The following is a 24,037-nucleotide window of genomic DNA, read 5'->3' as shown; positions in this document are numbered from 1 at the left end:
GTGGGCCGCGCCCCTGGCGTGGCTCACCCCGGAGCACGGGGGCCTTCGACCGGTCGCGCCGACGGTTGTACCTGCCCTTCGTCGTTCCCGCGCTCGTGTTGTACCTGGCCTTCATCATCGGGCCGACCCTCGCCGCGCTGTGGATCAGCTTCCACAGGTGGGACGGCGTGAGCGAGATGCGGTGGAACGGCCTCGACAACTATTTCGCGCTTTTCGGCGACCCCACCTTCCGCACCGCGCTGGTCAACACCCTCATCATCCTGGTCGGAGCCGGCGCCGCCATCTTCGCCGTCAGCTTCGTCCTGACCATGATCGTCCGCGAGATGCGTGGGCGGTCGTTCATCCGTTCGGTGCTCTTCTTTCCCCACATCGTGTCCGCCATCGTCCTGTCGATCGTGTGGGGGTTCATCTTCGAGCACAACGGTACGGTCAACACCATCCTGTCCAAGGTGTTCGGGACGGAACCGATCCCCTGGCTGAACGCCGACAATCTCTTCTTGATGATCCTCATCGGCACGGTCTGGATCTCCACCGGTCTCTACGTCACGATCATCCTGGCCGCCGTTGACCGTATTCCGCGGTACTTCTACGAGGACGCGCTGCTGGCCGGGGCTAACGCATATCAGCGGCTACGATTCGTCACGTTGCCGCTGTCGTGGGACGTGATATCGGTTGCCGCCATCTTCTGGACGATCAGTTCGCTGAAGATCTTCGAATTCATCTACGCCTTCGGCGGAACGACCAATGATCTGCCACCGCCGGCCGTGTGGAATTCGGCGCTCTTCGTCTACGGCGAGTCGTTCGGCGGGAGGAGCCCGTCGTACCTCTTCGGTTACGCATCAGCGTCAGCCATTCTCATGCTGGTGCTGTTCACCGTCCTGATCGTCGTCCTGAGGCGCCTGCTCCGGAGGGATCCCATTGAGTTCTGAGAACCCGGGTGCGCAGGCCGGGGTGTTGCAGCCGCGCAGCGATCCCGCCGTTGTACGCGAGGGCCGTGACCGACGTCCGTCCCGTGGAAGATCCCCGCTCGTCAGAACGGCGGGGGGCGACCCGCTCCGTGCCCTCGGCCGCGTTCTGGTCTGGGCCTTCGTCGCCTTCAACCTGCTGGTTTTCGCGTTCTTGATCCTGTCATCGGTCAAGAACACCACTGACATCTTCAGGGCGCCCTGGGGGATTCCGAGCTCGCTCCACCTGGAAAACTGGAAGAACGCATGGAACGAGAGCGGCTTCGCCCGCGCCACGCTCAACACGGCCGGGCTCGCGCTAGGGGCTTCTTTCTGTACCCTGGCGGTCTCCGCCCCCGCCGCATACGTGCTCAGCCGCATCCGCACCCGCTCCGCCGGGCCGCTCAGCGTGTTCTTCGCGCTCGGGCTCGGCATCCCGGCGCAGGTGACCGTCATCCCGCTGTTCGAGATGATGTCGAAAGTCGGCCTGGTCAACAGCCTCCTGGGTCTCTTCATCATCTACACCGCGACGCACGTGCCATTCACCGTGTTCCTGCTGACCGGATTCATGCGCACTCTGCCGCGTGAGATCGAGGAGGCGGCCGCGATCGACGGGGCCTCCCCGTTCAGGTCATTCTGGCAGGTCATGTTGCCCCTGGCTCGCTCGGGCCTTATAACCGTCCTGATCCTGAACATCATCTCGATGTGGAACGAGACGCTGCTCGGCATTGTCTTTCTGCAGACCGTGGACAAGTACACGGTTTCCCTGGCGCTGCTCAACTTCTTGTCGAGCATGCAGTTCTCGGGCGCCGACTACGGCGGGCTGTTCGCCGGCGTATGCATTCTCGTCCTGCCCATGCTGGCTCTTTACCTGTGGTTGTGGCGCCGAATCATCGAAGGCATCACCCTCGGGGCGGGGAAGTGATCGAGGCACCGGAACGACGCCGAGAACGGCAGCAAGCCCGCGTGAAGCCGGCGGTCGCCCCGATCTCTACCGGTACGACGCCGGCGACCTCCCGCAAAGCCTGAGGTGCCATAATCACAGCAGCCTGCTGCGAGGGAGTAACATGAACGAATCCGTCCGCAAAGCTGCGGATATCCTGTCCGCCCTCGCCGAGGTCGGCCGTGACGCCAGCGCCCGCGAAATCGGCGTTCTCCTTGACCTGCCGAAGAGCACCGTCCAGCGACTGCTGCAGGCGCTGGAGCAGAGCGGCCTCGTCCGGCAGGATTCCGCCTCACGCAGATATGGCCTCGGCCCGAAGACCCTGACCCTGGGCATGTCGTACCTGGACCGAATCGACGTCCGCTCCCAGGCGCTACCGCACATGATGCGGCTGCGGGACGACCTTGACGAGACCATTGCCCTCGCGGTGCGCGTAGGGCATTCGCGGGTCTACGTGGAGCAGGTCGAGTCGCGGTCCGGGCTCAAGGCGAAGGCCGAGGTCGGCAGACCGTACCCGCTGTGGGCCGGTGCGGCAGGCCGGGTCTTACTGGCAAGCCTGTCACGCGAAGAACTCATCCAGTTCACGCTCGACGTGGGAGACGCGGCATTCACCCACGTAACCCCTCCGACGTTGAACGGGCTTCTCGCTCAAATCGAGGAAACACGCCGGCGCGGGTACGCCTGGGCGTTCGAAGAAACCATGCGAGGGGTCCACACGGTCGCCGCACCCATTCCCATCTCCATGTCGGAGGTAGCAGCACTGAGCGTCTCCGGACCGTCGACCTGGTTCGACGAAAGCCGCATGAAGGACGCAACCGGCCCTCTGATGGACGCGGCCAGAGCAATCTCCTCATCGATGGGATACACAAACTCCCTGCCGAGCTCTGGCAAGCTGCCATAGCCCGACGAATGACCGCCACCACAGCCGGGCCTGCCCGTCGGCCAGGAACGCGTGGCTCAACCCGTTCACAGGGTGATCGCGTACCCGATCGCGACCAGGCTCAAATGCGCGGCCAGGAACACCAGCCTCGGCAGCAGTTCCCGCGCCGATCTATAACCCGGGAGCGCCTGCCCCCTGGCCGCATCCTCGACCGCTTCGTCGATGCCTACAACCACCGCCGCCCGCACCGGTCCCTGCCGCGCCGCGCCACCCCGGCAGCGGTCTACACGGCCTTGCCCAAGGCCCTGCCCGACGGCAGCCGCGACGCCGACACCCACGCCCGCGTCCGCCACGACCGCATCGACCCCTCCGTAGCGTCTCCGCGGTGCCGATGCCGAGCTTGGTCGCGACCGCGTTGATCGTGGCCCACTCGGTCGGGTAATCGGGCCGCACTTCGGCGACCATCCGCACCGCTCGACGGCGCAGCTCGGCGGGGTAGGGAGACTTACCTGGCATGGACTCGATCCTCTCAAGAGATCAAGTCTCCACCGAAGCCGGGGCGATTCACTGACCAGCACGAACATCACCGCCTAGAGAAACGCCCTCCAGGCGGCCACACCCATGTCAGCCCAGCTCAGAGCCCGTATTCGGACCTCCATGCCGCTGAATTACGCGGAACGCAGGTCCATGGTGGCTGGGTGAAGCGGACGGTCTGGGTGCGCACCCTCAAGGGCCGTTCCTGCCCCTGAGGGAGTTACAACACGATGAAGTGCGCATCGTGGGGGACGCCCTCGGGGCCATTGGTCGGTGCCATGTCCTGCGGGCAGGCAGAGAAGACCACGACCAGGTCCAGTTCCGCCCGGAGCACGACATGATCGCCGGGAGCGCACACGGGGGGCGCGATGCTCTGGGTGCGGTCAGGGCGAACCGGGGCGTTCTCCCACAGGTTCAAGGGGCACGGTGTCGCCGGGAGGGGCAGACGCTCCGCCCGCATGGATTCGGCGAGGTTGTCTGTACAGTTCCTGTGATAGCCATCGGCGCCGAGGCGCCAGTAGCGGTATATGTCGCACGCGGCCAAGGTGGTGTCATGCACTCCGGGCGAGCTGTCCTCCGTGAGGGTGAGGATCGGTCGACGGCGGTTGGTGTACAAATGATCCCCGACAGCGGGAGATACGCGTTCGATCTCTACCCTTGTGTGCTCCATCGACATGAATTCGCGCGTGTCTGCGAACGCGAAAGCCCAGCAATCGACCACTTGAGTGCCCGAAGTGTTGATCACCTTGACGCTCTGCCCAGGTTTCAGGCGCTGGCTGGCGCTACCTCGCGCCGGCACGACGTGGATTGTTTCACTCACGCCTATGGATCTCCGTATCTTCTCGAAGGGAATTTCACAGGATCGGCTTCTCGGCCGTACAGGTGGGGTGGAAATGGAGGATCTCGGCGGTGGCGGCACCGCTGGTGAGGAACGGGTCGCACGCCACCGCGGCCTCGACGGCGGCCCGCTCGCCGTCGGCGATGATCAACCCGCCGGTGCGGGGGTCCAACGTTCCGGCGAGGCGGGCCATGCCGTGTGGTCGGGGAGCACATCGACGCGCTCGCCAATCCCCAGGTCCAACAAGATCGTGGCATAGACGTGGCCTTTCCCGGAGCCCAATCGTCGACCCCCAGCAGGCGAGGCGCCGGTCCGATATCCCTGACCCGAGGTGTGCCCAGTCAGTGGTTTCGGCAGCACCAGCAAGGGCGGCGGTGGCTCCTCATGCGTCGCGAGCCGGTGGATACCCGTACGGCCTGCCACCAGGCTGCGGCGCCAGCCGTCCCGGCCTACGCAACGGGCTCCCGCGAGTACATCATCGTGGAGTCCGGCGTCCTCCGGGTTGCCCATCGGCCACAGGTCCATTGAGCTGGACGGCCTACTTCGCCGCTGACGGCACCCATGCTTACGCCAACGCCGGACATGGGCCGTGCGCGCACCGCGTCGCCGCGCTCATCCTGCGCCCCCGCGTGGCCCAGCCCTGCATCCGAGCAGAAGATTCAGGGGGCAATCGGTAGATGTCGCTTGTGCTTGGTGAGCCGGTAGAGGCGGACGATGGTCGAGAAGGCGGCCTCATCAACCGGCTTGCCTTCCAGGAGATCGTCGATGTCGTCGTAGGTCACGCCAAGCGCCTCCTCGTCGGGCCTGCCCGGGGTGAGCGACTCCAGGTCCGCGGTCGGGGTCTTGTGAACCAGCGTGGACGGCGCGCCAAGAGCCTGCGACATGGCCCGTACGCGCCGCTTGGTGAGACCGGAGAGTGGGACCACGTCGGCTGCGCCATCGCCGAACTTGGTGAAGAAGCCGGAGACCGCTTCGGCAGCGTGATCGGTGCCCACAACCAGGCCGTCGTGGGCTCCCGCCACCGCGTACTGAGCGATCATGCGCTGCCGGGCCTTGATGTTGCCGAGCACGAAGTCCTGGTGGCGCGCATCCCGGAAGACCAAGCCTCCGGCCAGCATCGCCTCCAGCGCGGCGTCACTGGCGGGCCGCACATCGACAGTCAGCACCTGGTCAGGCCGGATGAACTCGAGCGCCACCTGTGCATCCTGCTCATCGGCCTGGACGCCGTACGGCAGCCGCATCGAGAGGAACGCCGATTCCTGCCCGGTGCTACGGACCTGCTCGACCGCGAGTTGACACAGCCGGCCCGCAGTCATGGAATCCACACCTCCACTGATGCTCAGCACCAACGAGCGTCGCCCTGTGGAAGTCAGCTGGTCGGCGAGGAAGGCCACCCGGCGCTTGATCTCCTGCTGTACGTCAAAGAACGCGCTCACCTGGAGATCTTGGGCGATCTCATGCTGCAGGGATGTGGGGGTCCAGTCGGTCATGGTTGCTCCTCGGGCTGGCTGATGTGTAGGAGGTCGCCGCGCTCCGCCGGGAGCGTTGTCGCCCGCTCAGGCAGCGACAGCTTGCCGATCAACGTGGGCCTCGGTGTCGTAGCAGCGCACCCTGTCGAGGGACGTGGCCTGTTGAGCCTCTTGCCGCGGTGATCGTTGGCCAGGGCGGTGATATGGCCCTTGTGCTCGTCCGCGTGATGCCGGCAGGCGCTCCCTTCTCACAGGTGATCAGTGACAGTACGGCAAGGTGTGCGTCGAGCATCTGGAACTCCGCCCAGTCCAACTCATCGCCAAATGTCCTTCTGTCATAGAGGATTCATATCGAATGTCATCTGGTTGTAGCAAGCCTGAACTAGATGGAGGTCAGATCGATCACGCGATGATCGCCGCTGCAGTGATACGCAGCCCGTTCTGCGCACCCGTGGGGGCAGAGCGTCGCGGCGGCGATGGTAGGCGGGCTTGAGGGGCCACGGAAGATGGAACCCCTTCAACCTGAGCAACGGCCCTCGTCGACCAGTTGCAGCACGAGGATTGCCTGCACGACCGCGGTCGCTCGGTGCGGGCGGCAGCTCAGCTTGGTCAGTACCTTCCAGGACTGCAAGGCCACGACGGCACGCTCGCCAATGGCGCGGATGCGGGGTCACGTCCACGGACGTGGTGTATGAATCTATCTTCGCGTGATCCTGTTTCTGCAGGTTAAGCGGTAAGTGTGTGGGGTGACGACGAGCACGTTGCCGTCGGGCGTGCGCAGCCCGGCCGGTTCGGCGGCGGCGAGCAGGCCGTTGCGCAGCCGGGTCGCGCCGAGTCTGCGGCCGTGCAAAGGTGAAACAGGAAGTCGGTGGGTGTCCGATGCGTGGATGCGGCAACGGTCGGTGAACGCCGCGCAGCGTGGCCCATTCATCCAGGCGAGGGCGGCGGCGTCCAGAGGGACCATGCGTTCGGTGGCGAGCTTGCCGAGCGGGACTTTCAGCCGGGTCCCGGTGGGGGCAGTAGTCGATGATGCTGCCGATCTCCAAGTCGAGCAGTTCCCCGACGCGTAGTCCCGTGCCGCGAAGGACGGGCAGGGCCAGGCGAGCGAAATCGTCGTTCTACGCCCGGGGAAGCAGCTGGTCAAGCTTGGGGATGTCGGCAGCGAAGACTAGGCGGCGCGCGGGGCGAACGGCAGCAGGTCGTTGATCAGGCTCTCCACCGATTTGGGCTGCAGCACCGCAGCGCGGGTGCGGACATAGCGCAGCAGCACCTCGCGGATCTGGCTGGCCATCGGCACCTGGGCGAAGCGTTGCTCCAGGGAGCGCGCCCAGGGCCGCCGCCGTGGCGGGATGTCGATCACGCGGGACTCGAACAAGAGCCGCCGGACACCGGCGATCCGGTTGCGGTAAGCACGGCGCGAGCTTGCTGGGATGGTCATGGTGGAGGCGATCGCGGCGTCAATGGCGTCCGCCAACTCGCTGGTCACCTCCGCGACCATGCCGCCGTGCCAGGCCGGCAGCTCGGCGAGGCACTCGCCGAGCACCGTCTCCACCCAGTCAGCCGTCCAGCCGAGCCGTAGTCCAGCCTGCCTGGCCGTGGCGAACCCGTTCGGATCACGGGCCTGGATGGCGTCGGCCAGCCCGGTCAGGTGCTTGATCCCGGCCAGCTCCAGGTCCAGCCGCAGACGGCCCGGTCTCAATCGCGTAGCAGAGACTGTGATCGTCTGGGGCCTGGTGGGCGAGGCTGATCATCGCGAACCACCTGCGCTCTGGCGGGGTCGCGGCGCGGTGGTGTTGGCCGAATGCCTGCGCGACAACTCCGACAAAGCCGAGGATAACTTGGTGGCGATCCGCAACTGCTCGCCTGGCGAGCACATCAGGCCGCGCAGCACGTACGCTGGACGTCACCCGGACGCTTCGTCGGGTCGGACCGCCCCGGCGGTCTGGCGAATGAGCTCGGCGAACGCGCGAACCCGGGCTGTCTCGCGGCTGACCGGCCACAGTAGCCCATACTCGATCGGTGGCGCGTCGTGGAAGGGGACCGTCACGACGCCTGGATGCGAGTAATACCGCGCGGCCTTGAGGGACGCGGGTGAGACGCCCTTGCCCGCGCCGACCAGCGAGACCGCCTCCTGCCAAAAGGCCGCGCCCGGGCCCTGCGGGATGGGGAGCCCGGATGGGGTGCGGCGGGGGTATATGGCGTCCAGCCAGTACTGCGGGATGCGCTCGCCCGCCATGGGAATCAGTGTGGCCCGGGCGAGGTCCTCGACCGATACAGAGGGGCGTTCGGCGAACGGATGCCGTGCGGGGACCATGAGCCCGCGTGGCTCGGCAAACACCACGGTTCCCACGGCGATGTCGGGCTCGCGGATGGGGAACTCGGTGAGCTGTAGATCGATCTCGTCGGCGCGCATCGGGCCCAGGGGATCGTTGAGCTGGACTTCCCTGATGTGCACCTCGGCGTCGGGATGGCGGCCCTGGTAGAGGTCGGCGGCCTGGATGACGGCCTCGCCCGACCACGGGGCGGAAAAGCCCACCCGGATCGGGCCAGCGAAACCGCGCGCGACGGTGCGTGCCTGGTCAACCGCCCACTGGATCTGCTGGTGAGCGGGGAGCAGGCCGTCGTGGAGTTGCCGTCCGATCGGGGTGAGCGCGACGCGGCGGCTGGTGCGGTCGAAAAGAGAAGCGCCGATCTGGCGTTCGAGCTTCTTGATGATCTGGCTGACGCGGCCTTGGGCCAGCCCTAGCCGTTCGGCAGTGCGCCGAAAGTGCAGTTCCTCAACCAGCGTCAGGAACGTCTCGATCTCATAGCGTTCCATAACGCCCGCTCCTTATCGGTGAGTAAGACTCACCGAAGCTAGACAACTTTTGTCTTGATGCGGACATCTTCCGCCATCGATTCTGGACGCGTCCAATCACGCACCATCCACCAGGAGACGATCATGGCGGAGATCCTTATGTTTCTGTCTGTCTTGGAGCCTGCCGTTGGGGGCATCGGTGCCGCGATCCCGCGATGAGCGTGCCTGCACATGTCGCGGCGCTGATGCGGCACTTCGTCGACCTGCGCGACCGCACCTACGGCCACGCCCCCGTCCCGGCGGCGCGTGATCGGTCCGGCAAGGACGTGCTCTTTCTGCAAACGGTGCCGTTCCTGGACCCGTTTGCCCGCCAGGCGCTGGAGGAGTTGAACGGTCCCCTGCTCCTGAACACCGGCCAGATCGCTGCCTCCGGGGTGCGCCGCACCGGCGAGCGGGGACTGGAAGCGCTGTGGGAGTTGTCCTGGCCTGAGCAGCGACTGGCCGGCATCGGAGCCGTCCGCCTGCACGCCTTCTACGGTGCCGGGTTCCATCACCCGCACCTGCAGGGCGGGACGGTCGGCCGATGGCCGCTGAACGTTTTCACCCCCGAGCATGCCGCCGCCGAACTGCACACCCTGCGTGTGATCGCGACCGCCGACCTGCACAACCTGATCGCCCAGCGCGATCACCGCATCATCCCTGCGATGAAGCGGTAATGGGCGGTGCTGGAATCACCTTGTTCGACCCGTTCTGATGTATCTGCTGCAAGCGGTCCTTCGCTCGCAGCGGCCCTACCACTGGAGTGACCATGACTTTCTTCACCGTGCAACGCAATGGTCGGGCGGCGACGGCCGGGGACCTGGCACCGCTGGCCTTCGCCGGCTACGCCCACTTCACCGCGATGCAGGTGCGCGAGGGCCGGATCCGGGGCCTCGACCTCCACCTGGAGCGCCTGCGCAGCGCTTCGAAGGAGTTGTTCGGCCAAGCGCTGCCGGACGACCGGATGCGTTCCCTGCTGCGGGCCGCGATCGAGGCCGGCCCCGCCGATGTCTCGCTGACGGCGACGGTGTACTCACCGGCCGGTGAGTTCACCGCTGCCGGGGACGACCTCGAACTCGACGTGCTGATCCGTACCGGGCCTGCCTCGGCCGGCCCGGCGGGACCTCTGGCGCTGGCAGTGGTCGAGCACGAGCGGATGCTCGCGGCCCTCAAGCATGTCGGCGAGGTGGCGAAGACGTACTACCTGCGTCGGGCCGTCGGCAAGGGCTACGACGACGCCGCTTTCATCGATCGCGCGGGTCGATTCAGCGAGGCCTCGATCTGGAATCTGGCTTTCTGGGACGGTACCTCTGTGGTGTGGCCGGAGGCCGAGATGCTGGGCGGAACGATGATGGGCATCGTCAGGAGGCAGTTGGACCGCCTCGGTGTCCCCCAACTTGTCCGGAAGGTCACGCTCACGGACCTTCCGGACCTGTCGGGCGGCGTGGTCATGAACTCGTGGACGCCGGGCATCGCGGTGCACCGGATCGGCACGGTGCCGCTGTTCGAGGCGCCGTTTTTCGTGGAATTGCTGCACAACGCGCACCAGGCCGAACCGCTCACTGCACCGTAGCGAGGGCTTCGGCGGCCTCGTAATCGGCAGGCCTCCGGTGGGCCAGGCTGCTGTGCAGGCGGTGGAGGTGGTACCAGCTCTCGATGAACTCGAAGATCGTGCTGCGGGCAGCGCAGGTTGGCTAGGACCGCTGATGGAAGAGTCCGCCCCCGCTGGTCCCAGTTCCTCTCCCCCACGGATAGGGGAGTTTGCCGGCTTTGCGGCCGTCGGCCGGGGCCGGCGGTCACCGCGACGAACACGGGGGTGTGGCGGTCGAGACAGAACGTGCCTCCGCTTCCTGCGCGCGGCGCCGAATAATCCTGGTTGCGGACCACCTGCTTACTGTTCGCCACGGCCTTCAGGCATCCCTTCGTGTTGCTGTCCGGGTGGATAGACCATATCGAGGAGCTCCGGCCACGCTATCTTCGGGAAACAATTTCCGTTCGTCGATATGCATCGCGAGGCGAAACGTGATCGTCTAGGAAATGGCTGTGAACGCTAGCCAAACCTAGCTATCGAGAAACGGGCCAGAAATCCCAATCTTTCAGCCGGCATGCCTCCATGCTTACCGATCTTCTGAACCGTAGGTTCGGCGTTCGAGTCCCGGGCGCCTATCGCCCTGCGCCTCCCGAACTGGGGTTCCTCGACCATTCTGATCACCGGACGACAAGATGCCGGGTGGCCGAGGGAGAAGTCCCGGCTCTCGGATCCAACAGATTCAGAAGGTAAACGGCCGCCCTCCGGGGCTCGGGTGGACGCCGACCTGGGCGATGGCCGAATCCGTGGGTTTTCCGGCGTTGCGCTGCGAAGCGGCCGACCTCAAACTGTTCCGTGTTCTTTTCCGTCGGCTCATGACGTCCTGCGGAACAGCGTGAAGAGCACAGGGAACAACGGCGGCGAGCGATTCCGCCCGAGGCTTCGAGGAGTTCGGTAGTGAAGCAGTGGATCATGAAGTGCACCGCAGCCCTAGCCGTATCGATCGCGTTCACGGCTGGCGCTCAGGTCGCACCTCAGCACCTGGCGCACGCCGCCGCCGGGGATGCGGCTGTGCCCCGGGCGGGTAGTGCTGCCATCGCCCCGCTGGCGCATACGCTGCCGTTCAAGGGTCAGTACATGATCAAAAGAAACCACTGCGCCCCAGCCGCTGCGCAGATGGTCCTGTCGACCTTCGGTATCAAGGTTGACCAGGCCACTCTGGCCAAGAAAATGGGGACCACCACCTCGGGCACCTCGTGGAAGGGTTCCATGGACACGCTCAATATGTACGTCAAGCCGCGGGGCTACAAGTTCACTCTGGCCACGGACGTCGCCAAACGGCCGCTGACCCTGATGAGTCGCTTGTCCCACGACATCGGTGTTCTCCGCCGAGCAACCGATCTCGCGGTATGGCCGGAGAAGCTGCCGTGGAACGAGGGCAAGGAATTCCCCGGCAACACCGGTCACCTGATCGTCGCCTACGGCTACAACAGCTTGAAGGGCACGGTCACCATTTTCGACCCCTCGAAGCCGACCGGCGGCAGCCACACCATCGCCGTGACGACGCTTGCCCGCGCGTTCCAGACGGGCTTCGGCATGCGCGACATCTCGCGCCTCTGAACATGAGCGGCCCAGTTGGGACGTGTCCTTCCTGCCGGCGACGTCCCTCAGCCGCCACGTCCACCGCGGCCGCCAGACGTTGGGAACAGTGGCCGTGCGACTCGGCCTGCTTCGAGCAGGTCCAGTACCTTCGCCGGAACTCCGACGGGTCGCCCCGTCGTCCCATGCCACTTTCCTCTCATCAAGCGGCACAAGAATCCAGCAACCCGCCTCCACTCAACCCAGGACACACCAGCGGCTCCACCGAAGATGGGGCACGTTAGAGGGAAGGTGGCGACCAGTCCACCCAACGCGCGATCCGACGGCGCCACAGTGAACGTGGCAGTAGCCGGGCTGCAGAAGTCATAGCCCAGAAGTTCGCCTGCGTCAACTTGGCTTGACGTTGCGCCGCTTGGGCGATGGCCTGTGTGCGCGGACGTCGCTCCTGGTCGTACCGCTCTAACGCCGAACCGAGATCGTGTTCGGTCGCCAGCGCTGATGCGAGGACGACCGCATCTTCGATAGCTTGGCAGGCGCCTTGCCCTAGGTCGGGAGACTGAGCGTGGGCGGCATCGCCGAGCAGCGCCACCCGCCCGCTTACATAGGTTTCCAGAGGTGCGAGAGTCGTGATGTCGTGGTGCAACACCGCGCTGGGTGCGGTGGCGGCCAGAATGCCGGGTATCGGGTCGTGCCAGTGGCCCACGCGGCGTCGGACCTCGCCCAACTCGTCGTCGTAACGGATCCCTTGCCTTTCGACCTCGGCTGTGAGGAACCAGTAGAGGCGGCCGTTGGGCAGTGGTAGCAGCCCGAACTGCTGATCCCGTTCCCATGTGATGGCTTCCTCAGCCGGTTCGAGAATGCCGTCGCTGACGGCACGCCAGGTCGAACGGCCATCGAAGCGCGTCTTCGTGGGCTTGGGCCACAGCTGCTGCCGGACCGTGGAATGCACACCGTCGGCAGCCACGACCAACTCGGCCTCCTCCTGCCGGAGACCGTCGTGGGTCTGGTACATCACGTCGATGCCGCCTGCGGCCTGCTTGACTTCTGTGACGGTGGCGTTGGTGTGCACACAATCGGCGGGCAGCGCGTCGAGCAGCGTTCGGTGCAGGTCAGCGCGGTGCATCATCAGTACAGGGATGTCGTCGGGGTGCCGATGCCGCAGCCACTGCCCGGACGGGCGACGCAGTCCACCGCGTGACACGGCGGAGATTCCGGCTGCTCGGACCGCCTTTCCGACGCCAAGCTCGTCCAACGCACGTAGCGCATTCGGCCACAGGGACAAGCCAGCACCGACCGCGCCGAGAGTGGTGGCCTTTTCAATAACGCTTACCGAACGACCAATCCGCCTGAGTCCTATGGCTGCGGCAAGGCCGCCGATTCCCGCCCCGACGATCAAAATTTCGGGCATTGCTTCTCCGCTCCCTCTGAAGGGCTCGTGCGTGACGATGCTGGGGCCATGTCAGACGCGGCGTGCAGTGCGCAACATGCACCCGTAATGCTAGCCGCCGGCCGGCGAGGTTACCAGGATTTATCGGACAAAAATCCCACTTATTCAGCTCGGTGCATTGTCCGTAATCGAGGGAGAATCGGCCTTGCTTCCCCGGACGAACGTACTCACACTTGGTGAGTAATTCCGTCCGGCACTCCAATCGTCGGCGGAATCAAAAGCGCACAACGTGAATGCAAGGAATGCTTTTCATCCAGCCTCACGGAGCTGAAGGACGAGGATCGCTTTGACGAGCTGACCTGCGAGAAGTGGGCAGCAGCGGAGTTTGCGCAGAATACGCCAGGTCTTCAGCTGTGCATTGGTTCTCCCGGTCCGCGGAGCTTGGCGTGGGTGGCGTTGGCGGTCTTCTGTGAGGCGGGCTTGTTGCGGCCCTTGTAGGGGACGCGTACGTGCTCGCCGGCACCGACGTAGCCCTTGTCGGCGAGGGTGACCAGGCCGGCGGCGTTGAGGCGGCGCAGGATGCCCCGGATGCGGGCGGCTCTGAGGTCGTGGACGGAGCCGGGCAGGGAGCCGGAGGTCCACAAGGGTGTGCCGTCGGGGGTGGCGAGGATGTGGATGTTCATGCCGTGTCTGCGGTGCTTGCCGGAGTAGTAGGGCCGGTCGGCGGCCACGCGGTCGATGGGGATGAGGGTGCCGTCCAGTACCAGGTAGGGGTAGCCGGCACGCTGGGCGGCACGTAACGCCTGTTCTAGGCGGGGTGAGCGGCGGGCGAGCAGGGTGATGGCCTCGCGGATGTAGCGCCAGGCGGTTGCGATGCCGACGCCGAAGCCTGCGGCGACCTCTGCCAGGGTCTCGCCTTTGCGCAGGTGGACGAGGACGAGCAGGGCCTGCTGGCCGGGGTTGAGGCGGCGCCAGGGCGTGCCGATCGTCTTGCGGTGCCGGCGCAGGATGCCGGACAGGTAGGACAGGGCCTGAGGTGACAACGGCAGCGCGGCGCGGTAGAACAGCAAGCCTCTGGTCTAACGGTTGATCTTGGTCGACAACCCTTCTACCAGGGGCTCTTCTACTTGTCGATCAAGCTCTGCCGCACAGCATGCCCACGACCTGCGGCTTCAAGTTGGAGAACACTCAAGGATCCTCATGGTGGTGAATTCTGATGTGCTGGTCGTCGGCGCCGGTCTCACCGGGTTGCTCCTGGCCGGCGATCTCGCCGAGGCGGGGTTGTCCGTTACCCTCGTCGAGGCCCGGCCGCGTAAGACCAGCAACCTGTCCCGCGCCCTAGTGGTCCATGCTCGCGTGCTGGAACAGTTCGACGCCCGTGGGATAGCGGACGAAGTAGTGAAACTGGGGCATCCCATCGATCGGCTAGCTCTGTTCGAGCGGGCACAACTGAACCCTCCCGGCTACCCAGTCGCTATCCGTTCGTCTTGTTCCTCCCGAAGTACGAGGTGGAGCGGGTGCTGGAGCGCCGCGCTCGCGAAGCCGGCGTCACCCTCGTCCACGACACCAGAGTCGTCAGCGTGGACCAAGACGGGCACGGGGTCACGGCCCGCGCTGTCACCCGCCGAGGCGCGCCCCCGGACCCGGCCACCGAGTTCCGCGCGTCCTACCTGGTCGGGACGGACGGCGTGCACAGCACCATCCGGTCAGCGATCGGCCTGCCCTTTCCCGGCGAGTCGATTCTCCGCTCGTTGATCCTGGCCGATCTCAAGCTCGCCCGGCGGCCAGGGCGGGCGTTCACGGTCAACGCCGTGCCGGACGGCTTCGCACTGCTCACCGAAATGGGCGGCGACACCTACCGATTGACCGGCTGGAACCGGCGTCATCAACTCCCCGACGACGCGCCACTCGACGACGAGGAGATCAGAGAGCTACTGCGGCTAACCTTCGGCACCGACTACGACATCACCGACATCCGCTGGAAGTCGCGCTTCCACAGCGACGAACGGCAGGCTCCCGCGTACCGCGTCGGCCGGGTCTTCCTCGCCGGTGACGCCGCGCACGTGCATTCCCCAGCAGGTGCCATGGGCATGAACACCGGCCTGCAGGACGCCGCCAACCTCAGTTGGAAACTCGTCGCCGTTCTCCGCGACGGAGCCGTGCTCCGTACCACCGCCGGGACCATCCTCAGCAACCTGCGCCCACTGGCGGGCAAGGCGGCCGCCATGATCTCCGGCATCGGCATTGCCTACCGCGCTCCACGTGGCGCGCACAAGCTGGCCGGACGACGCGCCCCCGATGTCCAACTGGCAGAGGGGCGGCTGAACGAACTCCAGCGCGCGGCAGATTCGTGCTGATCAAGCCCGCCGGACAAGACACCGGCGTGGCCATTCCCGACCAGGTCATCCAGGCGCATTGGACGAACGGCAGCCACACCACCGCACTCGTCCGTCCCGACGGCTACTTCTGCTGGGCGACCGAGAAGGCCGAGCACGACGATGCGCTGCGCGTCGCGGTGACGACGTGGGCGGGCCGTACGACTGTCGGGAAGGGCACTCATGAATGACCTGACGGCGATCAAGGAAACGAACGGTGGCATTCAAGCAGCTCAAGGTCCGGATTCGTGAGCTGGAGCAAGAGCGGGACATCCTCAGCCAGGTCGCTGGCGGGGACAGGCGCATCGACCGCCGAACGGGCCGGATGGGGCGGAGCCGCCGTAGTAGTCGGAGGCCAGGAGAGCCGGTCACAAGACGCAACGCCGCGCCGATCCCTTGGCGGGTGAAGACCGGCAGGTCAGCCATATGCCGGCTCACCGATCCCCGCGATCTTTGCGAGCGTGGCGAGGTCGACATTTCCGCCTCCGGCCACCACGACGACCGGTCCGCCATGGTCGATGCGGCGGTGGTCCTGCAGGGCCGCGGCGAGCCCGACGGCCCCGCCGGGCTCGATGACGATGTTCGCCAGGTCGACGGCGATGCGGCAGGCATGGGCGATCTGTGCTTCGGAAACTGTCACCACATCGTCGGCGTGTCGGTGGATCAGTGGCCAGGTCAGGCGTCCAAGTTCCTGGATCTTGATGGCGTCCGCGATGGACTCGCTTGGCCGGTCGAGCCGGGACAGTATTCCTGTCTGGAAGCTGCGCCATGCGTCTGCCTCCAGCTCCGGCTCGACACCGATGACCTGTGTGGCTGGATGCAGGTGCTTGACAGCGGCAGCGATGCCGGCCAGCAGTCCGCCTCCACCGATCGGCACGTAGAGGGCTGCTGGTGGCTCGTGGTGCGTCTGACGCAGGATCTCGGTGGCGATGGTGGCCTGCCCAGCGATCACGTTCAGGTCGTCGTAGGGTGCCACCAGCGCCGCCCCGCGTTCGTGGGTGAGTCGCTCGGCCAATGCTCTTCGAGCGTCCGAGGTCGCAGCGGCCATCACAACGTCCGCGCCCAGTCGGCGCGTCGCCTCCACCTTGTTGTGCGGGACGTCGGGCGACATCACCACTGTCGCGGCGATCCCGAACGCCCGCGCCGCCCATGCGACGGCCTGCGCATGGTTGCCTGTGGAGTAGGCGACGACGCCGGCAGCACGCTCCGCCTCGCTGAGCCTGATGATGCGGTTGAGAGCCCCGCGCACCTTGAACGAGCCCGTGGGCTGGAGGCCTTCGGCCTTGATCAGGATTGTCCTACCTTCAGGTGTGGTAAGGCCGCGCAACTCTACGAGCGGGGTGGCCGCCAGCCGGGCACTCACCGCCGATTCGGCTTCGCGGATGCGTTCGAGGGGCATTGCCGTGGTGATGTTCAACGGGTCAGCCGCCTCACTGCAACATGAGGGCGCTCGTCGACGGTGAGCTGGAAGATGTCCGGTCGCGCGTAGTGGCCCATGACGTCGAGGTCCATCCGGGCCCGCGCGAGTTCCCGAAGGTCGAGCCGGGCTGCCAACATGCCTTCGCCCTCGCGCAGCGGACCCGCGAGGACCTCGCCAAGCGGAGACACGATCATGCTGCCGCCCGAGATGAGGACGGTCCCTGGTACGTCGCCCTGAATCGGATGGACGTCCGGAGGCAGGCCGTCGCGTTCCAGGTACTGGCATGCGCTCAGCACGAAGCATCGTCCTTCCAAGGCGATGTGCCGCATCGTCGCGAGCCAGGAGTCGCGGTCGTCGACCGTGGGGGCGCACCAGATGTCCACGCCCTTGGCATACATCGCCGCGCGGAACAGCGGCATGTAGTTCTCCCAGCAGATCGCCGAGCCGACGCCGCACACGTCGCCCGCTGTGGAGCCGCTTCCCTGTGTGTGGAGGGGCAGCACCGGCATTGTCGAGCCGTCACCGGTTCCCCAGATCACCCGTTCCGCGGCTGTTGGCATCAGCTTGCGGTGGACCAACGGCTCCGCAAGATCCGGGCTGATCAACAGCGCGACGCAGTGCAGAGTACGGCCGACCCGTTCGACGGCACCGATGATCAATGTGACTCCCAGGTCCCTGGCGAGGGCCGAGAGGGTGTCGGTCTGCGGACCGGGCACGTCGATCGCCGCATCCCAGTACCGCTGGAACTCACTGCGGCCGACGGGATCACGCGACCCGACGCGTACGCCGAAGTCAAGGCCTTTGGGGTAGCCGCCCAGCAGTGCCTCCGGCAGGACGATCAGGCGAGCACCTTGCTCAGCGGCTCGACGCACCCACATGATCGCCCGCTCCAGCGTGGCGGTGGTGTCGAACATCGTCGATCCGACCTGGACGACGGCCACCGAGAGCATCGGCGCGTCTGCTGCGGTGGAGCTCATGGCCCCAACGCTAGGACCCAGAAGATTCATCTGGGAAACTGATATTTGTGATATCCGATATCCGCCATACCGATCTTCGGCGGGTCGACCTGAACTTGCTGGTGGTCTTCAGCGCGTTGATGTCCGAGCGCAACGCAACCCGAACCGGGCAGAGAATAGGGATGAGCCAGGCGGCGGTCAGCGGTGCGCTGTCTCGATTGCGTACGGTCTTTCACGACCCGCTGTTCGTCCGTGCCCCTGGCGGGCTCGCCCCCACGCCGCGCGCCGTCGAACTCGCCGACCAGATCCGTCCTGCGCTGGCCGCGCTCGCGGACGTCATCTGCGACGCGGATGGGTTCGACCCCACAGCAAGGCCGCGTACCTTTGCCATCGGCATGTCGGACGACATCGAGACGTTTCTGGTCCCGGCCCTGGTCACGAAGTTCGCCGCGGAGTGCCCGCAGGTCCGCATCCTGGTCCGCCAGACCAACCGCTACGTGGTCGGGCGGATGCTCGACAACGGCGACATCGACCTCGCTGTGACCGCCGCGCCCATTCTGAGCGCGTCGCACCGCCAGGAGCCGGTATTGCGATCCGGCTACGTCTGTGTCTACGACCCCGAAAGGCTGAGCGTGAGGACACCGCTCAGTCTGGACGACTTCCTCAGCCACCCGCATTTGCTGGTCTCATACGACGGGCATCGCGGGATCGTCGACGACATTCTCGAAGCGCGCGGCCTGAGCCGAACAGTGGTGACCTCCATCACCCATTTCGCCGGCGTCATCTCGCTGCTCAAGGCAAGCAGCGCCATGGCGACGATTCCCGTACATGCTGCCCGGGTATTCGCCGCGACCTCTGGGCTCGCGCTCAGCCCGGTGCCCATCGAGATGCCAGAATTCACCGTGTCACTGGCTTGGCATGCCACCCGCGCCAAGGACCCAGCCCTGACCTGGCTACGGCACCGTGTGCGCGAGGCTGCCGGGCCTGAATCCACGGCGTGAATTCTCAGAAGGTCCCGCACCCGGTTGCTGCCAAGCGTGCCGAGGGAAGAAGCAAGACCCGCCTGGTCCCCCATCCGGTGGAAGGGCCGACCGTGACGCACATCTTCATGCTCCGTGCGGTCCACCGGCTGGGTTACGACGCCATCGCCGACAAGCTGAACATCGAGCCGGAGAAGTATCCGCCGCCCACGCCGGTGGATCCGCGCCGTGCGCTGGGCAGGTGGAGCGGGTCGTCGGTGCGCGAAATTCTGGCCAACCCGAAGTACACCGGTTACATGGTGTGGAACCGCCGCGCGACGAAGAAAGGTGGCAAGAACAACCCGTCCGGCGAGTGGATCTGGTCTCCTCGCCCCACGCACGAACCGCTGGTGACCAAGGAACTGTTCCAGGCGGTCTCTTCGGTGGGGAAGATCAGGGAACGATCGCGGGGTGGCTCGGAGCCCAACTCGCACCCTCAGACCAGCCGGACGTACTCGCTGCGTTCGTACGTCTTCTGCGAAATCTGTGACCACCAGATGCATGGCAAGAGCCGCAACGACGTGTCGTACTACGCGTGCAAAGCCGGATCCGCGGCACCACAAGGATCGCCGCGACTGGTACGCCGCCCATCCCAAGAGCCTGTGGATCCGGGAGGACGACCTGCTGGATCTGGTGCACGAGTTCTTCGCCGATCGCGTCTTCAACCCGCATCGCCTGGCCCAACTCGGCGCAGACCTGGCTCAGAGTGCCCCGAAGGATGACACCGCGATCAAGCAGCTGCGAAAGGAGATCCTCGACCTGGAGAAACGGCAGAACAACGTGCTCGCTCAGATAGAAGATCACGTCCCGACGGGCGACGACGACATCGACAGTGATTTCCGTGAACGGCTCCAGCGTCGCTACGCCGACCTGGCCCGGGCCAGAAAGGCGAAGATCACAGAAGTGAAGGCGCTGGCCGAGCAGGAACCGCAGGCCGGCAAGGAGGACCTCAGTCAGGAGAGTCGGCGACCCATCGTGCTTACCTTCTGTCTGGTGCCCCCTGCAGGATTCGAACCTGCGCACCCGGCTCCGGAGGCCGGTGCTCTATCCCCTGAGCTAAGGGGGCTGACGAGTGACAAGGCTATCAGCATCCCGACACCACTCGGCACCGGATAACGCTCCTTGAACACATCCCGTGAAAACCCGGCGTGACTACCTCACTACAGGTTAACTTGGCGCCCGTGGGCGAGGTTCTTGGGAAAGTACTGGTCGTGGACGATGACGAGGTCATCCGCCAGCTCATCGCGGTCAACCTGAACCTGGAGGGATTCGAGGTGACAACCGCCACCGATGGGCAGGACTGCCTTGATCGCGTGCTCGAGGTCATGCCGGACGTCATCACGCTCGACGTGATGATGCCCTGCCTGGACGGATGGACGACGGCGGAGAAGCTGCGCACCGACGCGGCCACCAGCCACATCAAGGTGGTGCTGATCACGGCGCGGGCGCAGGACGATGACCGGGCGCGTGGCCTCGGCATCGGCGTGGACGCCTACCTGACGAAGCCGTTCGATCCGGCGGAGTTGATCCAGGTCGTCAGGGATCTGGCGGAGGGCGTCCAGCGGGGTTGATGGACAGGGGCACAGCAGGTGAGCGGGCCGGCCTGGGATGCGGGTCGTGATCGGTCGAGCGGGTCGCGATGTGTGTGCGGGTCGGGTCCCGTTTTCCGTACGCTGGCGGGCACGACTTCTCGAAAGGTAGAAAACGTGCGTAGCTCCATCTTCGGAAACCTCGACGGCCAGCCGCTGCCCCCTGGCTTCGCCCTCCAGAACGGCAAGATGCTCCGGGTGCAGTTGCCCGAAGTGCTGGCCAAGCAGGGCTCGATGGTTGCCTTCCAGGGGCGGATGGATTTCGACTACGAAGGTTCGGGCGGCCTCGGCAAGCTGTTCAAGAAGGCCATGACGGGCGAGGGCGCGTCGCTGATGCGGGTGCGTGGCGAAGGGCTGCTCTACCTCGCCGACAACGCCGACGACATTCACCTGTTCTACCTGGAGAACGAGGGGCTCACGGTCAACGGGCGTAACCTGCTGGCCTTCCAGCCGCAGTTGTCGTGGGACATCCAGCGGGTTCAGGGCGCGGGGGTCGCGGCGGGCGGGCTGTTCAACACGACGATCACCGGCACCGGGTGGGTGGCGGTGACGACGCACGGGACGCCGGTGCTGCTCGACGCCGCGCAGATGCCGACGTACGCCGACGGCCAGTCCGCGGTGTGCTGGAGCACCAGCCTCCATGTGGGGGTGAACCGGACGGTGAAGGCGGGCGCGCTGATCGGGCGGGGGAGCGGCGAGGCCATGCAGCTGGCCTTCAACGGGCAGGGTTTCGTGCTGGTGCAGGCCAGCGAAGGCGCTCCCGTGGTGCAGGCTTCCTGACCGCTTCGGTTGCGGTGCAGGTCGGTGAGGGTGTTCGCCTCGGCCTACTTCCTCCGTAGTAGGGAAGAGACGCTCCTCCCGTCGGATGCTTCGTATACCCCTCCCCGGCATTGTGGAGGGAGAAGTCTGTTCCGAAGGGTTGGGTGAGCGCGATGCTGCTGATCGATGTGTACGTTCCCAGAGGCGCTCTCAGCGAGGACGAACGCCAGACGCTGGGGCGCCGGCTCATCGACACGCTGATGGTCGAGGACGACAGCCACGCCCTCGAGATCATCGATGCGCAACGGCTGATCACGCAGGTGCTCGTGCACGAGCCGGCCACCTGGGTTCTCGGTCAGCGGCCGGCGACGGATCCCGCGGCTCCGCCGCGCTATCTCGTACGCGTCACCGTCCCGGCGTCGTGGCGGAAGGACGTGTGCGAGCACATGGTGGAAACCATCACCGCCATCCTGGCCGAGATCGAGCGGGAGGCCGGCCGCGATCCCGAACGCGTGCGACGCGAGCCCCACGCGGTGATCCTCGTCGAGGGCATCACCGAGGGCGGCATCGGGATCCAAGGGAGGGTCATGGACAGCATGGATCTCACCGAGTTCGTCTCGCGCCCGTACCGCGACGGCGCGCCCGAGCGTGAGGCGCCGCCCCAGGTGGATGACAAGCTGATCGACCCGATCTGCGGCATGAGCGTGGATCTCGACACGCCTCTCACCCTCGTTCACCAGGGCACCTTGTACGGCTTCTGCCACGGCCTGTGCCGGCGAGCCTTCGCTGACGAGCACGGGCTGTCGCTCAGCAGGCAGCACTTGTCCACCGACACCTGAAAGCGCCGGGTGCGGACGTGCCAGGGCGCCCGGCTCGCACTGTCCCGCAACGGTGCGCGGTCCCGCACCCGGGACGCTCTCGGGGTTGATGGCCGCGAGGTCGGTGTGATCGTCGGCGTCGAGGTCGCCGGGAGCCTTCAGCCGCGCCGGGTGTGGACATATCCGATGGCGGCGCCGAGCAGGCACACCCCCCACGCCAGAAAGACCGGGTACGTCCCGGCGAACGCCCAGCTGCCGTCGAGAACCTCAGCGCCACCCTCGGGTGCGCACGTGCGGGTGATGCCGAAGGCCAGGCAGCTCGTCATCATCGCCCCGTACTGGCCGACGAGCAGCCCGACTGCCAGGGCCGGGACGGCGGCGAGGCCGGTCGGCACCCGCCGGCCGCCGAGCCACGGCACCCATGTGGGCACGATCTGCCCCCATCGGCTGATCAGCCCGAGGGTGAGCAGGCCGCCGGCCACCGGCCCCGCGACGAGCAGCCCCCAGTACACCGGCGAGCCGCGAAGCGCCGCGAGCCCCGCCGCGGAGGGTCCCGCCACGCCGAACGGCACGCCGAGCCCCCACAGCAGGTGCGGTACGGAGAACCCCAGCACCGGCACGCCGGCCGCCGCCCAGGTCGCCGCCCTGGCCCAGCGCGCCGGCCGTACCGTCCCGTCGGGTTCGCGGGAGAGAGGGCGGCTGCCGTAGCGTACGGTGGCCAGGGCGAGCAGCACGCCCAGGGCGGTGAGCAGGAGCTGCCGGCCGAGTGCCGGATCGTCGAGCTTGCCGAAGGCCAGCCGCATGACGAGGTTTCCCGGCGCCACCAGCGCCAGCGCGGCGGCTCCTGCGAAACCCGCGGTCAGCAGGGCCGGCCTGGCATGTGGTCTCATGGCCGACAAGCTATGGCCGGCGCGCGTGCGGGGCCTCCCCCTGGGGAGGGAGACGGCACCGGCCGCCGACGACCGTGCACGCCTCACGCCGGCCGCGATCAGCGCGGGCCAGGACTAGGAGCAGGTGGGTACGGGCGCGGTGTTGGCGCCGTTCCACGAGGCCAGGAAGCCGAACGTGGCCGAGGCGCCGGGCGCGAGCGTGCCGTTCCAGCCGACGTCGCGCACGATCACCGAGGAGCCGCTGGCGCTCAGCGTGCCGTTCCAGATCTGGTCGATCCGCTGCCCGTCGGCGAACGTCCATCGCACCTCCCACCCGTTCATGGGCGCCGTGCCGGCGTTCGTGACGGTGACCTCGCCCTGGAAGCCGCCCTGCCACTGGCCGGCGTTCCTGTACGCGGCCGCGCAGCCGCCCGGAGGCGGGTCGGTGGGGTCGGGATCGGGGTCGGCGCCGGCCAGGGCGTCCACCAGCGCCGGATACCACGTGTCGGCCATCTTCTGGTCGCCTGCGGCGTTGGGGTGCACCCCGTCGTAGGTGTCCGTGGCCGTGCTGAACCCCGTCCACTGGTCGACGACCGTGATCGGCGACCGCTCGGTGGTGGTGGCGGCGGCCCAGGCGGGGACGGCGTTGTTGAAGGCCACGGCCCGCTGGGCGCAGTCCGCGCAGCTGGACGGGTTCATTGGGATGATCTTGGCGACGAGGATCTTCATGGCGGGGTTGCTCGCCCGCATCTGGTTCACCAGCGTGGTGAACGCGCCCAGGATCGTCGCAGGAGCGATGTTGCTCCACACGTCGTTCGTGCCGAAGTGCATGAGCACGACGTCGGGCCGGGTCGCGGAGAGCCAGCCGGGCAGCTGGTTCTGGGCGGCGACGTTGGTGGCCAGGAAGCCGCCGTGGCCCTCGTTGTCGCCGTCGTGGGCGACGCCGCAACCCTGGGGCGGGAGGGTGCCGACGAAGTCGATGTCCGTGTGGCCGGCGTTCTGGAGCCTGTTCCAGAGCAGCGCCCGCCAGCAGCCGGGGGAGCCGGTGATCGAGTCGCCCAGGGGCATGATCCTGGTCGCGGCGGCGCCGGCCGGCGCGGTCGTCGCGAATAACACCGCGGCGGCCGCGGCCAGCATCGCCGCCAGCACGGCGCTGATCCTTCGCATCGTCCGCTCTCCCGTCGTCGCCTGCGCAGATGGTAGGAAGCGCCGGTCCGCGGCGGGAAGCACGTGCCCGTGCCCGCCCGGGTGACCTGCGAAGACGGATGTAACTT

Annotated in this window: 24 protein-coding genes, 1 tRNA gene and 4 pseudogenes; 13 read left to right on the top strand and 16 right to left on the bottom strand. The window is 66.5% G+C overall.

All coding sequences use genetic code 11. From position 1 onward, the window contains the following. Positions 1–176 precede the first annotated feature (176 nt). The 3 genes from ACTWPV_RS26775 to ACTWPV_RS26765 all read left to right on the top strand — a co-directional run bounded on the left by ACTWPV_RS26775 (position 177) and on the right by ACTWPV_RS26765 (position 2,788). Positions 177–929: a carbohydrate ABC transporter permease gene (locus tag ACTWPV_RS26775; protein WP_443153952.1), complete on the top strand. Its 753-nt coding sequence runs from the start codon at positions 177–179 to the stop codon at positions 927–929. A 22-nt stretch (positions 930–951) separates the two neighbouring features. Then, the gene (locus tag ACTWPV_RS26770) at positions 952–1,869 is read left to right on the top strand and encodes a carbohydrate ABC transporter permease (RefSeq protein WP_347643576.1); all 918 of its coding nucleotides are present in this window, start codon (positions 952–954) and stop codon (positions 1,867–1,869) included. Between the two features lie 142 nt (positions 1,870–2,011). Continuing rightward, complete coding sequence (locus tag ACTWPV_RS26765) at positions 2,012–2,788, top strand: IclR family transcriptional regulator (RefSeq protein WP_443153884.1); 777 nt, start codon at positions 2,012–2,014, stop codon at positions 2,786–2,788. 65 nt (positions 2,789–2,853) lie between these two features. Here the strand turns inward: ACTWPV_RS26765 and ACTWPV_RS26760 are convergent, their stop codons facing one another. The 9 genes and pseudogenes from ACTWPV_RS26760 to ACTWPV_RS26720 all read right to left on the bottom strand — a co-directional run bounded on the left by ACTWPV_RS26760 (position 2,854) and on the right by ACTWPV_RS26720 (position 8,426). Then, positions 2,854–3,003: a hypothetical protein gene (locus ACTWPV_RS26760; protein ID WP_443153958.1), complete on the bottom strand. Its 150-nt coding sequence runs from the start codon at positions 3,001–3,003 to the stop codon at positions 2,854–2,856. Positions 3,004–3,136: 133 nt separating this feature from the next. After that, positions 3,137–3,283 (bottom strand): annotated as a pseudogene (locus ACTWPV_RS26755) (IS3-like element ISMyma3 family transposase); the annotation flags it as partial. A gap of 238 nt (positions 3,284–3,521) precedes the next feature. Beyond that, positions 3,522–4,121 carry a DUF1989 domain-containing protein gene (locus ACTWPV_RS26750; RefSeq protein ID WP_443153883.1) on the bottom strand — a complete coding sequence of 200 codons (600 nt, stop codon included), beginning with the start codon at positions 4,119–4,121 and terminating at the stop codon, positions 3,522–3,524. A gap of 34 nt (positions 4,122–4,155) precedes the next feature. Further along, positions 4,156–4,332: a hypothetical protein gene (locus ACTWPV_RS26745; protein ID WP_443153882.1), complete on the bottom strand. Its 177-nt coding sequence runs from the start codon at positions 4,330–4,332 to the stop codon at positions 4,156–4,158. A gap of 466 nt (positions 4,333–4,798) precedes the next feature. Next, positions 4,799–5,629 carry an ammonia-dependent NAD(+) synthetase gene (nadE, locus tag ACTWPV_RS26740; RefSeq protein ID WP_443153881.1) on the bottom strand — a complete coding sequence of 277 codons (831 nt, stop codon included), beginning with the start codon at positions 5,627–5,629 and terminating at the stop codon, positions 4,799–4,801. A 496-nt stretch (positions 5,630–6,125) separates the two neighbouring features. Continuing rightward, positions 6,126–6,275, bottom strand: a pseudogene (locus ACTWPV_RS26735) (IS5/IS1182 family transposase); the annotation flags it as partial. 30 nt (positions 6,276–6,305) lie between these two features. Further along, a complete protein-coding gene (locus tag ACTWPV_RS26730) occupies positions 6,306–6,458 on the bottom strand; it encodes a hypothetical protein (RefSeq protein ID WP_443153880.1) in 153 nt (50 codons plus the stop codon). Between the two features lie 318 nt (positions 6,459–6,776). Beyond that, positions 6,777–7,307: a hypothetical protein gene (locus ACTWPV_RS26725; RefSeq protein ID WP_443153879.1), complete on the bottom strand. Its 531-nt coding sequence runs from the start codon at positions 7,305–7,307 to the stop codon at positions 6,777–6,779. Positions 7,308–7,511: 204 nt separating this feature from the next. Then, entirely contained in the window at positions 7,512–8,426 is a 915-nt protein-coding gene (locus tag ACTWPV_RS26720; RefSeq protein WP_443153878.1) for a LysR family transcriptional regulator, read from the bottom strand. A 194-nt stretch (positions 8,427–8,620) separates the two neighbouring features. Between ACTWPV_RS26720 and ACTWPV_RS26715 the strand changes: the two genes are divergently transcribed. The 3 genes from ACTWPV_RS26715 to ACTWPV_RS26705 all read left to right on the top strand — a co-directional run bounded on the left by ACTWPV_RS26715 (position 8,621) and on the right by ACTWPV_RS26705 (position 11,592). After that, complete coding sequence (locus ACTWPV_RS26715) at positions 8,621–9,121, top strand: hypothetical protein (RefSeq protein WP_443153877.1); 501 nt, start codon at positions 8,621–8,623, stop codon at positions 9,119–9,121. 92 nt (positions 9,122–9,213) lie between these two features. Beyond that, positions 9,214–10,017: an aminotransferase class IV family protein gene (locus ACTWPV_RS26710; RefSeq protein WP_443153876.1), complete on the top strand. Its 804-nt coding sequence runs from the start codon at positions 9,214–9,216 to the stop codon at positions 10,015–10,017. A gap of 912 nt (positions 10,018–10,929) precedes the next feature. Beyond that, positions 10,930–11,592, top strand: a complete 663-nt coding sequence (locus ACTWPV_RS26705) for a C39 family peptidase (RefSeq protein WP_443153875.1) — start codon at positions 10,930–10,932, stop codon at positions 11,590–11,592. Between the two features lie 259 nt (positions 11,593–11,851). Here the strand turns inward: ACTWPV_RS26705 and ACTWPV_RS26700 are convergent, their stop codons facing one another. Both ACTWPV_RS26700 and ACTWPV_RS26695 read right to left on the bottom strand, forming a co-directional pair. Continuing rightward, positions 11,852–12,979: an FAD-dependent monooxygenase gene (locus tag ACTWPV_RS26700; RefSeq protein WP_443153874.1), complete on the bottom strand. Its 1,128-nt coding sequence runs from the start codon at positions 12,977–12,979 to the stop codon at positions 11,852–11,854. A gap of 288 nt (positions 12,980–13,267) precedes the next feature. Beyond that, a pseudogene (locus ACTWPV_RS26695) lies at positions 13,268–14,028 on the bottom strand (transposase family protein). Positions 14,029–14,158: 130 nt separating this feature from the next. Here ACTWPV_RS26695 and ACTWPV_RS26690 point away from each other — a divergent pair. Together ACTWPV_RS26690 and ACTWPV_RS26685 are read left to right on the top strand one after the other, a co-directional pair. Beyond that, a pseudogene (locus tag ACTWPV_RS26690) lies at positions 14,159–15,315 on the top strand (FAD-dependent oxidoreductase). Beyond that, positions 15,309–15,524: an aromatic-ring hydroxylase C-terminal domain-containing protein gene (locus ACTWPV_RS26685; RefSeq protein WP_443153873.1), complete on the top strand. Its 216-nt coding sequence runs from the start codon at positions 15,309–15,311 to the stop codon at positions 15,522–15,524. The pseudogene ACTWPV_RS26690 and the gene ACTWPV_RS26685 overlap by 7 nt, the downstream one beginning before the upstream one ends. Positions 15,525–15,751: 227 nt before the next feature. Here the strand turns inward: ACTWPV_RS26685 and ACTWPV_RS26680 are convergent, their stop codons facing one another. Both ACTWPV_RS26680 and ACTWPV_RS26675 read right to left on the bottom strand, forming a co-directional pair. Then, positions 15,752–16,750, bottom strand: coding sequence for a threonine ammonia-lyase (locus tag ACTWPV_RS26680; protein WP_443153872.1), 999 nt, complete (start codon positions 16,748–16,750; stop codon positions 15,752–15,754). Then, positions 16,747–17,730, bottom strand: a complete 984-nt coding sequence (locus ACTWPV_RS26675) for a carbon-nitrogen hydrolase family protein (protein WP_443153871.1) — start codon at positions 17,728–17,730, stop codon at positions 16,747–16,749. The genes ACTWPV_RS26680 and ACTWPV_RS26675 overlap by 4 nt, the downstream gene beginning before the upstream one ends. A gap of 47 nt (positions 17,731–17,777) precedes the next feature. Here ACTWPV_RS26675 and ACTWPV_RS26670 point away from each other — a divergent pair, with 47 nt between their 5' ends. Together ACTWPV_RS26670 and ACTWPV_RS26665 are read left to right on the top strand one after the other, a co-directional pair. Continuing rightward, on the top strand, positions 17,778–18,710 hold the full coding sequence (locus tag ACTWPV_RS26670) for a LysR family transcriptional regulator (protein WP_443153870.1): 933 nt from the start codon (positions 17,778–17,780) through the stop codon (positions 18,708–18,710). Then, positions 18,707–19,450: a recombinase family protein gene (locus ACTWPV_RS26665; protein ID WP_443153869.1), complete on the top strand. Its 744-nt coding sequence runs from the start codon at positions 18,707–18,709 to the stop codon at positions 19,448–19,450. Before ACTWPV_RS26670 ends, ACTWPV_RS26665 begins: the two co-directional genes overlap by 4 nt. Before the next feature lie 269 nt (positions 19,451–19,719). Here ACTWPV_RS26665 and ACTWPV_RS26660 read toward each other — a convergent pair. After that, a tRNA-Arg gene (locus ACTWPV_RS26660) sits at positions 19,720–19,794 on the bottom strand. Positions 19,795–19,909: 115 nt separating this feature from the next. On the opposite strand from ACTWPV_RS26660, the gene ACTWPV_RS26655 reads away from it, so the two are divergent. From ACTWPV_RS26655 to ACTWPV_RS26645, 3 genes are all read left to right on the top strand, one after another. Continuing rightward, on the top strand, positions 19,910–20,299 hold the full coding sequence (locus ACTWPV_RS26655; RefSeq protein WP_443153868.1) for a response regulator transcription factor: 390 nt from the start codon (positions 19,910–19,912) through the stop codon (positions 20,297–20,299). A gap of 135 nt (positions 20,300–20,434) precedes the next feature. Continuing rightward, complete coding sequence (locus ACTWPV_RS26650; protein WP_443153867.1) at positions 20,435–21,097, top strand: AIM24 family protein; 663 nt, start codon at positions 20,435–20,437, stop codon at positions 21,095–21,097. Positions 21,098–21,249: 152 nt separating this feature from the next. Further along, a complete protein-coding gene (locus ACTWPV_RS26645; RefSeq protein ID WP_443153866.1) occupies positions 21,250–21,915 on the top strand; it encodes a hypothetical protein in 666 nt (221 codons plus the stop codon). A gap of 137 nt (positions 21,916–22,052) precedes the next feature. On the opposite strand, the gene ACTWPV_RS26640 is transcribed toward ACTWPV_RS26645, so the two are convergent. Both ACTWPV_RS26640 and ACTWPV_RS26635 read right to left on the bottom strand, forming a co-directional pair. Next, on the bottom strand, positions 22,053–22,784 hold the full coding sequence (locus tag ACTWPV_RS26640; RefSeq protein ID WP_443153865.1) for a hypothetical protein: 732 nt from the start codon (positions 22,782–22,784) through the stop codon (positions 22,053–22,055). Positions 22,785–22,898: 114 nt separating this feature from the next. After that, positions 22,899–23,930 carry a cellulose binding domain-containing protein gene (locus tag ACTWPV_RS26635; RefSeq protein ID WP_443153864.1) on the bottom strand — a complete coding sequence of 344 codons (1,032 nt, stop codon included), beginning with the start codon at positions 23,928–23,930 and terminating at the stop codon, positions 22,899–22,901. Positions 23,931–24,037: the final 107 nt, after the last annotated feature.

The sequence above is a fragment of the Nonomuraea sp. KM88 genome (assembly GCF_052245635.1).
Classification (GTDB): Bacteria; Actinomycetota; Actinomycetes; order Streptosporangiales; family Streptosporangiaceae; genus Nonomuraea.
Note: the sequence above shows the minus strand (reverse complement) of the source record. Positions and strands in the feature narration are given on the sequence as shown.